Below are 12918 nucleotides of genomic sequence, written 5' to 3' on the forward strand. Positions count from 1 at the left end.
TGTTCTTACACCGCGAGTGCCCCGCAGGTTCCACGTCCGGCGGATCACGACGCGTTTTCCGCTTCCCCGCCCCCGTCGCGGGGGCTCCCGGTGCTCAGTCCCAGGATCCCTGGGCCGGGGGGAGGGCGGCGACCTCCGCCAGGTCCCTCGGGGTCAGGTTCAGGACCGCGGCCGCCGCGTTCTCCGCGGCCCAGCGCGCGTGTTTCGTGCCGGGCACCGGGACCACGTGGGGGCCCAGCGTGAGGAGCCAGGCCAGGGCCACCTGGGCGGGGGTGACCCCGTCCCCGTGGCGGGCCGCTATGCGGCGCAGGCCGACGACGATCGGCTGGTTCGCGGCCATCATCTCGGCGGTGAAGCGGGGGTGCCGGGCGCGGACGTCGTCGGGTTCGAAGCCCTGCCCCGGAGTGAGCGTGCCGCTGAGGAAGCCGTTGCCCAGGGGCATGGCGGCGAGGAGACCGATGCCGCGGGCCGCGCACCAGGGAAGGAGATCGGCCAGGGCCTCCCGCGACCAGACCGACAGCTCGGCCTGCACCGCGCTCACCGGGAACACCTGCTGCAGGCGCCGCAGCCGGCGCAGCGTCGCGTCGTGCAGGCCGGTCCCGGGGCGGCGGCCCGCCCGCGCCCCCACCGCGCACAGCCCCAACGACCGTACCTTTCCGGCCTGGACGAGCTCCGCCATCGCGCCCCATGTCTCCTCGACGGGCACCTCGGGGTCCTCGCGGTGCAACTGGTACAGGTCGATGACGTCGGTCTGGAGCCGTCGCAGCGAGGCGTCACAGGCCCGCTTCACATAGCCGGGGCGGCCGTTGGCGACGATGTGCTGCTCGCCCACCAGCAGGCCCACCTTCGTGGAGACGAACGCCTCCGCGCGGCGCTCCCTCAACACCCGCCCCACCAGCAGCTCGTTGGTGAACGGGCCGTACATGTCGGCCGTGTCCAGCAGCGTCGTGCCGAGGTCGAGCGCCCGGTGCACCGTCCGCGTCGACTCCTCGCCCCGCCGTCGCGATCCGGTATAAGCCCAGCTCATCGGCATGCATCCGAGTCCGACGGCCCCCACCTCGAGCGTCGCCGCGCCGATCGTCCTGCGCTCCACCTGGTCGTGACCCTCCCTCTCCTGACCCCCAACCTAACCTCTGCCGTACCGGGCGCCTGACATAGCCTCCGGAGCATGACTGCTGACCTCACCGCTGCCAGGACCGCCGACGTGACCGGCGACGTGTGGCTCCCCATCCCCCCGGACGAGATCGAGGGCCTGCCGCCGGGGCCCGACTATCTGTTCTGGGACGGGGGTGAGGACGGCACCCAGGAGTACCCCGCCGACCCGGCCGACTGCGTGCTGTACGTCGTGCCCTACATGAAGCGGCTGTCGGTGCGCGTCGGACCGCTGGAGCACATGCGGGGGCTGAAGGTCGTCCAGACGCTGACCGCGGGCGTCGACGACGTCCTGTCACGGCTGTCGGTGGTCGCGCCCGGTGTCCAGCTGTGCAACGCGCGCGGTGTGCACGAGGCCAGCACGGCGGAACTCGCGCTGACCCTCACCCTCGCCTCCCTGCGGGGCGTGCCCGACTTCGTGCGGGCTCAGCAACAGGGGCTCTGGCAGGCCGGGTTCCGGCCCGCGCTCGCCGACAGGAACGTCCTGATCGTCGGCTACGGCGCGATCGGCGCCGCCATCGAGGACCGGCTCACCCCCTTCGAGGTGGCGCGGGTGGCGCGCGTCGCGCGCTCCGCGCGCACCACGGAGCGCGGACCGGTGCATCCGCTCACCGCCCTCCCGACCCTGCTGCCCGAGGCGGACGTCGTGATCCTCTCCACGCCGCTCACCGAGCAGACGAAGAGCCTGGTCGACGCCGATTTCCTGGCCCGGATGAAGGACGGCGCCCTGCTGGTGAACGTGGCCCGCGGAGCCGTCGTCGACACCAAGGCACTTCTCGCGGAACTGGAGAACGGACGCATCACCGCCGCCCTCGACGTCACCGACCCCGAGCCGCTGCCGCCCGGTCACCCCCTGTGGCAGGCGCCCGGCGTCCTCATCACTCCGCACGTCGGCGGCCCCAGCTCGGCCTTCCTGCCGCGTGCGAAAAGGCTGTTGGCGGACCAGTTGGCACGGTTCGTGAACCACGAGCCGTTGCGCAACGTGGTCCTTACGACGGGCGCGACGGCAGACGCGTAATCCACTTCGGGCACCCTCCGCATTCCTTCGGAAGCGGTCCGTGCCCGCATTGCCGCAGGTGGTCACTGAGCGTAGAGGAACTATGTCCCTGAGTGACGATACTGGTGTATCGTCCCGACAGGGGCTGCGCCGCACACCGTTCGGCGCCGGGGACGGACTTGAGACAGCGAGGGGGGCGACGGGCGATGCACGGCCTATGGACGAACGATCCGACGCGACGGACCCGCCGACGGCGGCCCTGGCGAGCTGTGACGTCGAGGCACCCGCGGGGGAGCCACGACGACCACGGCTGTCACGGCCGTTGCCACGGGAAGGACAGCCGCAGAAAGCACACCTGTCCCACGACCCGCGACCGGCGGGACCAGGGAGCGGTGATCACCGGGGAGTTCCAGTGAGCCCCCGCCCGTCCACCGCCTCCACGCTGAACCCCACGCTCCGCTCGACCAGGTCGCTGTCCGGCTCCCTCCTGCCCGGAGAGCCGGCCTCCGACCGCGGTGGAGCGAGCCTGCGGGCCCAGCTCGTGCTCGCCCTGCTGTGCGCGGCCTACGCCGTCGGTGCCGCGCTCGGCTGGGGCGATGAGAAAGTCGCCCTCGTCATGGGTGACTTCGGGCTGGCCGCCGCAGCTGCGGCCGCCGCCGTCTCCTGCTTCCGCTACGCGCGCGGCCGCCGCGGCGGCCTCCGGCCGGCCTGGCTGCTGTTCGCCCTCTCGTCCGCCATGGCGGCCCTGGGCAACGGCGTCTGGGGGTGGTACGAAGTCGTCCTGGAGCGACCCGTCCCGAACCCCAGCTACGCCGACCTGTTCTTCCTCTGCTTCGCGCCGCCCGCCATCGTCGGTCTGCTGGTGCTGGCGAAGCGGCCCGTGACCAAGGCCGGCTGGGTCTGCCTGGCGCTCGACGCCTGGCTCATCGGCGGCTCCCTGGTCACCCTCTCCTGGAGCCTCGCCCTCGCCCAGACCGCCCAGCTCGACGGTTCGACCACGGCGCACACCGCGCTCTCGCTGGCCTATCCGCTGCTCGACATCGCCCTGGTCAGCATGGTGCTCGCCCTCCACTTCCGCCGCACCGCGATGCACCGCTCCGCGGTGAACACCGCGATCGGCGCGCTCGCGCTCACAGTGGTGTGCGACGCCCTGTTCACCTCACCGCTGCTGCACGACGGCTACCGCTCGGGTCAGCTCCTCGACGCGGGCTGGTTCGCGGGCTCCCTGCTCCTCGCCTACGCACCCTGGGCCGGGCAGCGGCACGGACACCCCGAGGACGGGACGCACACGCGCGTGGTGCACGAACACATCCCCGGCCAGCGGCACGACGCCCCGCAGCGGTACGACGGCCCCCAGGCCGGCCAGGTCCACGCGCTCCTCCAGGACGGAGGCCCCCGTCGGTATGCGGCCACCCGCCCCATCGCGGGATCCCTGGCCGCGCTCACCCCGTACCTGGCCGCGGCGGTCTGCACCCTGGGCATCCTCTACAACGTCCTCAACGGCCGCAGCGTCGACCGCGTGGTGCTGATCACCGCCTGCACCGTCGTGCTCGCCCTCGTCGTCCGCCAGGGCATCATGCTGCTCGACAACATCACCCTCACACAGGAGCTGGCCCAGAAGGAGAACCACTTCCGCTCCCTGGTCCAGGGCTCCAGCGACGTCATCATGATCGCCGCGCCCAGCGGCATCCTCCGCTACGTCAGCCCGGCCGCCGCCGGGGTCTACGGACGCCCCGCGGAGGAACTGGTCGGCAAGGAGCTGGCCTCGATCATCCACCCCGAGGACCTCGGCTGCGTGGTGCACGAGGTGCGCCGCTTCCTCGCCGCGAGCCCGGCCGAAGAACCCACCACCCGGATCGAGTGCCGCTTCAAGTCCGGCGACGGCGGCTGGCTGAACGTGGAGTCCACGGTCAACCGCCACCACGGGGGCCTCATCTTCAACAGCCGGGACGTGACCGAAAGAGTGCGCCTCCAGGCCCAGCTGCAGCACAACGCCGAGCACGACCCCCTGACCGACCTGCCCAACCGCGCGCTGTTCACCAAGCGAGTCCAGCAGGCGCTCTCCGGCCGCCGCTGCACCGACCGGGGCCTCGCCCTGCGCAACACGGCGGTCCTCTTCATCGACCTCGACGGCTTCAAGGCCGTCAACGACACCATCGGGCACCAGGCAGGCGACGAACTCCTCGTCCAGGCCGCCCGCAGACTCCAGGAAGCGGTCCGCCACGGGGACACCGCCTCCCGCCTCGGCGGCGACGAGTTCGCGGCCCTCATCGTGGGGGACGGCTCCCGTGACCGGGCCGCCCGGGAACAGCACATCCTCGAACTGGCCGACCGGCTGAGGCTCACCCTGTCCCAGCCCTACTCCATCGACGGCAACGACGTCCGGGTGGCCGCCTCCATCGGCGTCGCCTTCGCCGAGCCCGGTCTCGGCGCGGGCGACCTGCTGCGCAACGCCGACCTCGCGATGTACCGCGCCAAGGCGTCCGGCAAGGGCCGCGTCGAGCTGTACCAGCCCCAGATGCAGCAGGACGTCGTCCGCAAGGCCGAGCTGGCCACCCGGCTGCGGGCCGCGCTGCACGACGGCGAGTTCATGCTGCTGAACCAGCCCGTCGTGGAGCTGGACACCGGTCGCATCGCCTCGGTGGCGACCGCGGCCCGCTGGCGCTCGTCCCAGGGGGTGCTGTTCACCCCGGCCGAGTTCCTCCGGGTCTCCGAGGACAGCGACAAGACCGCCGAGCTGGGCCGGTGGATGCTGGAGCAGGCGGTCGAGCAGGCCGCCGACCGTCTCGACAACGGCCTGAACGTACCGGTGTCCGTCCGTATCGGCGCCCGCCGGCTGCTGGACCTCTCCCTGCCCCCCGGCTCCCTGGAGACGCTGCTGACCCGCCATGGACTGCCCTCCGGCTCCCTGGTGATCGAACTGTCCGACACGGACCAGCTGAAGGGCTCCCTGGACGGCCTGGAACGCCGGTTGAAGCAGTTGCGGCGCCTCGGGGTCCGGATCGCCCTGGACGGCTTCGGCAGCGCCCACGGCGCCATCACGGCACTGCGCCGCCTCCCCGTCGACGTGGTGAAGCTCGACCGCGGTCTCGTCGAGGGCGTCGTGGAGTCCCCCCGGCTCCACACGATCACCGGCGGCCTGCTGCGCATCGCGGGCGATCTGGGGCTCCAGACCGTGGCCGAGGGAGTGGACCTGCCCGAGCAGGTCATCGCCCTGCGCACGATGGGCTGTACGCACGGCCAGGGTGCCGCCTTCTGCGGACCGCTGGACGAGTACCGGCTGCGCCGGGCGCTGTCCCTGGGCCACTACCCCGTGCCCTCCGGAGCGGCCGAGCCCGCGTTCGCGGGCGGTGGGGCAGGGGTGTACACAAGGGGTGTCCCCGCTGGCTACGGAGGCGGCAATGCCCTTCTCTCACATAATGAGACTCCTGTCCCACCCACTTGACACACGGTGCGTGCCGGGGGGAGGGTCAGTGCCATGCGCACCCGAATTCTCGTACTTGGAAAGCGCGTCGGCTGAAGCTGGGACCGACCGGAGGACGATCCGGAATCCCCAGCGACCGTACCCGGCGCGCTCCCCTCGCTTGCCTCGTGGCAAGGAGGGGTTTTTTGTTGCACGGGCACCAGTCAGCGCAAGCCGCACACCGCACGAACTTCGCAAAAAACCCTCAGCATCGAGAAGAGAATGCCGATGACCGAGCAGGCCTCCGGGGCCCACCATCCGCAGCCGCGGCCCCGATCCGGAGGACAGACCGCCCCCGTCGAACACGTCACGGGCGCGCAGTCCCTCATCCGCTCTCTCGAGGAGGTCGGGGCCGACACTGTGTTCGGCATTCCCGGCGGCGCGATCCTCCCGGCGTACGACCCGCTGATGGACTCGACCCGTGTGCGGCACGTGCTGGTGCGCCACGAACAGGGCGCAGGCCACGCCGCGACCGGTTACGCCCAGGCCACCGGCAGGGTCGGTGTCTGCATGGCCACCTCGGGCCCCGGCGCCACCAACCTGGTGACCCCGATCGCCGACGCCCACATGGACTCGGTGCCGATGGTCGCGATCACCGGCCAGGTCGCGTCCAAGGCGATCGGTACGGACGCCTTCCAGGAGGCGGACATCGTCGGCATCACCATGCCGATCACCAAGCACAACTTCCTCGTCACCAAGGCGGAGGACATCCCGCGCACCATCGCGCAGGCCTTCCACATCGCCTCCACCGGCCGTCCCGGCCCGGTCCTGGTCGACATCGCCAAGGACGCCCTCCAGGCCCGTACGACCTTCAGCTGGCCGCCCGCGACCGACCTCCCCGGCTACCGCCCCGTGACCAAGCCGCACGCCAAGCAGATCCGTGAGGCCGCCAAGCTGATCACCGCCGCGAAGCGGCCCGTCCTGTACGTCGGCGGCGGTGTCATCAAGGCCGGCGCGACCGCCGAGCTGAAGGTGCTCGCCGAGCTGACCGGCGCGCCCGTCACCACCACGCTGATGGCGCTCGGCGCGTTCCCCGACAGCCACCCGCAGCACCTGGGCATGCCCGGCATGCACGGCTCCGTGGCCGCCGTCACCGGACTGCAGAAGGCCGACCTGATCGTCGCCCTCGGCGCCCGCTTCGACGACCGCGTCACCGGCAAGCTGGACAGCTTCGCCCCGCACGCCAAGATCGTCCACGCGGACATCGACCCGGCCGAGATCGGCAAGAACCGCGCCGCCGACGTGCCGATCGTCGGTGACGCCCGCGAGGTCATCGCCGACCTGATCCAGGCCGTGCAGAGGGAGCACAGCGAGGGCAACCAGGGCGACTACAGCGCCTGGTGGAAGGACCTCGACCGCTGGCGCGAGACCTACCCGCTGGGCTACGACCAGCCCGCCGACGGCTCGCTCTCCCCGCAGCAGGTCATCGAGCGCATCGGCCGGCTCGCCCCCGAGGGCACGATCTTCGCGGCGGGTGTCGGCCAGCACCAGATGTGGGCCGCCCACTTCATCCAGTACGAGAAGCCGGCCACGTGGCTGAACTCCGGCGGCGCCGGAACGATGGGCTACGCGGTCCCGGCGGCCATGGGCGCCAAGGCCGGCGCCCCCGACCGCACCGTCTGGGCGATCGACGGCGACGGCTGCTTCCAGATGACCAACCAGGAGCTCACCACCTGCGCCCTGAACGGCATCCCGATCAAGGTCGCGGTCATCAACAACGGCGCCCTCGGCATGGTCCGCCAGTGGCAGACGCTGTTCTACAACCAGCGCTACTCCAACACGGTGCTCCACTCCGGCCCGGACGACGTCAACCCGAACGCCCGCGGCACCCGCGTCCCCGACTTCGTGAAGCTGTCGGAGGCCATGGGCTGCTACGCCATCCGCTGCGAGTCCCCGGACGACCTCGACAAGGTCATCGAGGAGGCGAACTCGATCAACGACCGCCCGGTCGTCGTCGACTTCATCGTCCACGAGGACGCGATGGTGTGGCCGATGGTCGCCGCCGGCACCTCCAACGACGAGATCATGGCCGCCCGGGACGTCCGCCCCGACTTCGGCGACAACGAAGACGACTGAGAGCCGTAGGTAAAGGAAGCAGACCATGTCCAAGCACACGCTCTCCGTCCTGGTGGAGAACACCCCCGGCATCCTGGCCCGGATCGCCGCCCTGTTCTCCCGCCGCGGCTTCAACATCGACTCGCTCGCGGTCGGCGTCACCGAGCACCCCGAGATCTCCCGCATCACCATCGTGGTGAACGTGATCGAGGAGCTGCCGCTGGAGCAGGTGACCAAGCAGCTCAACAAGCTCGTCAACGTGCTGAAGATCGTCGAGCTGGAGCCGTCCTCCGCCGTCCAGCGCGAACTCGTTCTGGTGAAGGTGCGCGCCGACAACGAGACGCGCTCCCAGATCGTCGAGATCGTCCAGCTGTTCCGCGCCAAGACCGTCGACGTCTCCCCGGAGGCCGTCACCATCGAGGCCACCGGGTCCACCGACAAGCTGTCCGCGATGCTGAAGATGCTGGAGCCGTTCGGCATCAAGGAGCTGGTCCAGTCCGGCACCATCGCGATCGGCCGCGGCGCCCGCTCGATCACCGACCGGTCGCTGCGCGCCCTGGACCGCTCCGCCTGACGGGTTCCAACCCCCCGCCAGGCGCCGTACGCCTGGTGGACGACTGCCTGACCGACGGCTCGGGCGGCCGGTGACACGCCGTCCGCCCGTATGCCGAGACCCCGAGACTTCCCTTCCCTCCGCCGTCATACGGTGGGACGCAACACCTGCACTCAAGGAGAGAACCCAAAGTGGCCGAGCTGTTCTACGACGCTGACGCCGACCTGTCCATCATCCAGGGCCGCAAGGTCGCGGTCATCGGCTACGGCAGCCAGGGCCACGCCCACGCGCTGTCGCTGCGCGACTCGGGTGTCGACGTCCGCGTCGGTCTGCACGAGGGCTCGAAGTCCAAGGCGAAGGCGGAGGAGCAGGGTCTGCGCGTCGTGACCCCGTCGGAGGCCGCCGCCGAGGCCGACGTCATCATGATCCTGGTCCCGGACCCGATCCAGGCCCAGGTCTACGAGGAGCACATCGCCCCGAACCTCAACGACGGCGACGCCCTGTTCTTCGGCCACGGCTTCAACATCCGCTTCGGCTTCATCAAGCCCCCGGCCGGCGTGGACGTCTGCATGGTCGCCCCGAAGGGCCCGGGCCACCTGGTCCGCCGCCAGTACGAGGAGGGCCGCGGCGTTCCCTGCATCGCCGCCGTCGAGCAGGACGCCACCGGCAACGCCTTCGCGCTCGCCCTGTCCTACGCCAAGGGCATCGGCGGCACCCGCGCCGGCGTCATCAAGACCACCTTCACCGAGGAGACCGAGACCGACCTGTTCGGTGAGCAGGCCGTCCTCTGCGGTGGCACCGCGGCGCTGGTCAAGGCGGGCTTCGAGACGCTGACCGAGGCCGGCTACCAGCCGGAGATCGCGTACTTCGAGTGCCTGCACGAGCTGAAGCTGATCGTGGACCTCATGTACGAGGGCGGCCTGGAGAAGATGCGCTGGTCGATCTCCGAGACCGCCGAGTGGGGCGACTACGTCACCGGCCCGCGGATCATCACGGACGCCACCAAGGCCGAGATGAAGAAGGTCCTCGCCGAGATCCAGGACGGCACCTTCGCCCAGGCCTGGATGGACGAGTACCACGGCGGTCTGAAGAAGTACAACGAGTACAAGACCCAGGACTCGGAGCACCTGCTGGAGACCACCGGCAAGGAGCTGCGCAAGCTGATGAGCTGGGTCAACGACGAAGAGGCCTGATTCGGAGAGGCCGGCCGCGGCGGGTTCACCCGGAGCCGCGGCCGGCCTCTTCTCACGTCCGGGTGACCTTTCCGCAGTGGCGTGGGACGACGCCCTCGGCGCCACTACACTGCTGGACTACATACGCGTCAGGCCCACAGCGTCGTGCGTCTTCCACGCGGACACCACCCTCCACCGCCTGCGGCCGTCGGGACGGCCGTCCGCAGCATTGGACTTGTGAGGACTCACGTGAGCTCGAAACCAGTCGTACTGATCGCTGAAGAGCTGTCGCCCGCCACCGTCGACGCGTTGGGCCCGGACTTCGAGATCCGGCACGCCAACGGGGCGGACCGAGCCGAACTGCTCCCGGCCATCGCCGACGTCGACGCCATCCTCATCCGCTCGGCCACCAAGGTCGACGCCGAGGCGATCGCCGCCGCCAGGAAGCTGAAGGTCGTCGCGCGAGCCGGTGTCGGCCTGGACAACGTGGACGTCTCCGCCGCCACCAAGGCCGGCGTGATGGTCGTCAATGCCCCCACCTCGAACATCGTGACCGCCGCCGAGCTGGCCTGCGGTCTCCTCCTCGCCACCGCCCGCCACATCCCGCAGGCGAACACGGCGCTGAAGAACGGCGAGTGGAAGCGCAGCAAGTACACGGGCGTGGAGCTGGCCGAGAAGACCCTCGGTGTGGTCGGCCTCGGCCGTATCGGCGCGCTCGTCGCGCAGCGCATGTCCGCCTTCGGCATGAAGGTCGTCGCCTACGACCCGTACGTGCAGCCCGCGCGCGCCGCGCAGATGGGCGTGAAGGTCCTGTCGCTGGACGAGCTGCTGGAGGTCTCCGACTTCATCACCGTCCACCTGCCGAAGACCCCCGAGACGGTCGGCCTGATCGGCGCCGAGGCGCTGCACAAGGTCAAGCCGTCGGTGCGCATCGTGAACGCCGCGCGCGGTGGGATCGTCGACGAGGCCGCGCTGTACTCGGCGCTCAAGGAGGGCCGCGTCGCCGGTGCCGGCCTCGACGTGTACGCCAAGGAGCCGTGCACCGACTCCCCGCTGTTCGAGCTGGACCAGGTCGTCTGCACCCCGCACCTCGGTGCCTCCACCGACGAGGCGCAGGAGAAGGCCGGTATCGCCGTCGCCCGCTCCGTGCGGCTCGCCCTCGCCGGTGAGCTGGTCCCGGACGCGGTGAACGTGCAGGGCGGTGTCATCGCCGAGGACGTCAAGCCGGGTCTGCCGCTCGCCGAGCGCCTCGGCCGCATCTTCACCGCGCTGGCCGGTGAGGTCGCGGTCCGCCTCGACGTCGAGGTGTACGGCGAGATCACCCAGCACGACGTGAAGGTGCTGGAGCTGTCCGCGCTGAAGGGTGTCTTCGAGGACGTCGTCGACGAGACCGTGTCGTACGTGAACGCGCCGCTGTTCGCGCAGGAGCGGGGCGTCGAGGTGCGGCTGACGACCAGCTCGGAGTCGCCGGACCACCGCAACGTCGTCACCGTGCGGGGCACGCTCGGCAGCGGCGAGGAGGTCTCGGTGTCCGGCACCCTGGCCGGGCCGAAGCACCACCAGAAGATCGTGGCCGTCGGCGAGTACGACGTGGACCTCGCGCTCGCGGACCACATGGTCGTCCTGCGCTACGGGGACCGTCCCGGCGTCGTCGGCACGGTCGGCCGGATCTTCGGCGAGCACGGCATCAACATCGCCGGTATGCAGGTCGCCCGGTCCGCCGCCGGTGGTGAGGCCCTCGCGGTGCTCACCGTCGACGACACGGTGTCCCAGGGAGTGCTCGCCGAGGTGGCCGAGGAGATCGGCGCGACCTCGGCGCGTTCGGTGAACCTCGTCTGAGTCCTTCGCGGTGTGCGGCCGGGCCCCGGCCCTTCTCATGTCCGGACGGGTCCGACGGGGTGCCGCCCGGTGCCGCGGTCGTCGTCCCCTTCGCTCGCGGGACCTTCCCCGGCGGGGGTGGGGACCGGCTCGTGCTCCCTCGCCCGGACGCCGCGCAGGGTGATCGCGGCCACCGCGGCGGCCCCCAGCAGGACGGCGGCTCCCGCGACCGCCGCGCCCTGCATACCGCTGGTGAAGGCGGCGCGGGCGGCGGTCGCCAGGGTCTCGCCGGCGGCACCGGGGAGCTGCCCGGCGACGGCGAGCGCGCCCCCGAGGGTCTCGCGGGCCGCAGCGGGCGCCGACGCGGTGATCTCGTGGCGGTAGACGGCGGTGCCGATGGAACCGAGGACGGCCATGCCGAGGGCCCCACCGAACTCCTGCCCGGTCTCGAGGAGGGACGAGGCGGATCCGGCGCGTTCCACGGGGGCGGCGCCGAGGGCCAGGTCGGTCATCTGCGACATCACCGTCACGATGCCGGCGGCGAGCACCCCGGCCCCGGCCAGCACCAGCCACAGGGCGTCCGGTCCGGCGGCGGCGAGGAGGCCGTAGCCACAGGCGGCGGTCGTGAAGCCCGCCGCCACCACGTACGCCCGGTTCACGCCCCGCTGCACGAGTCGGGTGGCGACCGGCGCGGCGACCCCGATGAGCAGGGAGGGCAGCAGCCCCCACAGCGCGGCCTCCAGCGCGCTCTTGCCGAGGACGGACTGCAGGTACTGGGTGGTGAAGTACGCCGAGCCCATCATGCCGAAGGCCGCGAGGAGGTTGAGGGCGACCGCCGGGGTGAAGCCGGGGCCGCGGAACAGGGCGGGGGAGATCATCGGGTACGGCGTCGTGCGCTGGCGGTGCACGAAGAGGACGGCGAAGAGCAGGCCGACGGTCAGGCTGACCTCGTGGCGGACGTTCCAGCCCTCCGAGGGGATCTCCTTGAGGCCGTAGACGACCGGCAGGACCGCCGCCAGCGACAGCGGGACGCTCAGCAGGTCGAAGCGGCCGGGCCGGGGGTCCTTCCACTCGGGCAGGAGCACCGGGCCGAGCAGCAGGAGCAGGGCCATCGCGGGCAGGTTGACCAGGAAGACCGAGCCCCACCAGAAGAACTCGACCAGGACGCCGCTCAGCACCGACCCGAGCGCGACGCCCGCCGTCATCACACCGGACCAGATGCCGATCGCCGTGGCCCGCTGGCCGGGGTCGGTGAACATCGTGCGGGTCAGTGCCATCGTCGACGGCATCAGGGTGGCGCCGCCGATGCCGAGGACGGCGCGTGCCGCGATCAGGGTCTCGGCGCTGTCGGCGTACGCGGCGACCACGGAGGCGGCGCCGAACGCCGCCGCGCCGATCAGCAGGAGCCGCCGGCGGCCGATGCGGTCGCCCAGGGAGCCCATCGTCATCAGCAGTCCGGCCAGCACGAACGCGTAGATGTCGAAGATCCACAGCTGCTGGGTGCCGCTCGGCTCCAGGTCGGCGCTGATCGCCGGGATCGCGAAGTACAGCACCGACACGTCCATCGACACCAGCATCAGCGGCAGCATCAGGACGCAGAGAGCGGTCCATTCACGGCGGCCGGCCCGCTGGGGCGGGGCCGGGGAGATCCGGGGATTCGTCGTCATGGGAGGGACTGTACGAATGTTTTATACGTGCGTCTAGTACG

General features: G+C 71.1%; 8 protein-coding genes. 6 read left to right on the forward strand and 2 right to left on the reverse strand.

Going from position 1 to position 12918, the window contains the following annotated elements; genetic code table 11:
- Positions 1 to 94: 94 nt before the first annotated feature.
- Positions 95 to 1093 carry an aldo/keto reductase gene (locus tag GSY65_RS26360; RefSeq protein ID WP_159773307.1) on the reverse strand — a complete coding sequence of 333 codons (999 nt, stop codon included), beginning with the start codon at positions 1091 to 1093 and terminating at the stop codon, positions 95 to 97.
- A gap of 75 nt (positions 1094 to 1168) precedes the next feature.
- Between GSY65_RS26360 and GSY65_RS26365 the strand changes: the two genes are divergently transcribed.
- From GSY65_RS26365 to serA, 6 genes are all read left to right on the forward strand, one after another.
- Positions 1169 to 2170 carry a 2-hydroxyacid dehydrogenase gene (locus GSY65_RS26365; RefSeq protein ID WP_201452677.1) on the forward strand — a complete coding sequence of 334 codons (1002 nt, stop codon included), beginning with the start codon at positions 1169 to 1171 and terminating at the stop codon, positions 2168 to 2170.
- Positions 2171 to 2561: 391 nt separating this feature from the next.
- Positions 2562 to 5594: a putative bifunctional diguanylate cyclase/phosphodiesterase gene (locus GSY65_RS26370; protein ID WP_201452678.1), complete on the forward strand. Its 3033-nt coding sequence runs from the start codon at positions 2562 to 2564 to the stop codon at positions 5592 to 5594.
- 240 nt (positions 5595 to 5834) lie between these two features.
- Complete coding sequence (locus GSY65_RS26375) at positions 5835 to 7688, forward strand: acetolactate synthase large subunit (RefSeq protein ID WP_159773311.1); 1854 nt, start codon at positions 5835 to 5837, stop codon at positions 7686 to 7688.
- Between the two features lie 25 nt (positions 7689 to 7713).
- Entirely contained in the window at positions 7714 to 8241 is a 528-nt protein-coding gene (ilvN, locus tag GSY65_RS26380; RefSeq protein WP_159773313.1) for an acetolactate synthase small subunit, read from the forward strand.
- A gap of 170 nt (positions 8242 to 8411) precedes the next feature.
- On the forward strand, positions 8412 to 9413 hold the full coding sequence (gene ilvC / locus GSY65_RS26385) for a ketol-acid reductoisomerase (protein WP_159773315.1): 1002 nt from the start codon (positions 8412 to 8414) through the stop codon (positions 9411 to 9413).
- Positions 9414 to 9641: 228 nt separating this feature from the next.
- A complete protein-coding gene (gene serA, locus GSY65_RS26390) occupies positions 9642 to 11231 on the forward strand; it encodes a phosphoglycerate dehydrogenase (protein WP_159773317.1) in 1590 nt (529 codons plus the stop codon).
- 35 nt (positions 11232 to 11266) lie between these two features.
- On the opposite strand, the gene GSY65_RS26395 is transcribed toward serA, so the two are convergent.
- The gene (locus GSY65_RS26395) at positions 11267 to 12877 is read right to left on the reverse strand and encodes an MFS transporter (RefSeq protein ID WP_159773319.1); all 1611 of its coding nucleotides are present in this window, start codon (positions 12875 to 12877) and stop codon (positions 11267 to 11269) included.
- Positions 12878 to 12918: the final 41 nt, after the last annotated feature.

Origin of the sequence: Streptomyces sp. HM190, assembly GCF_009857135.1 — a bacterium.
In the GTDB taxonomy this organism is placed as follows: domain Bacteria; phylum Actinomycetota; class Actinomycetes; order Streptomycetales; family Streptomycetaceae; genus Streptomyces; species Streptomyces heilongjiangensis.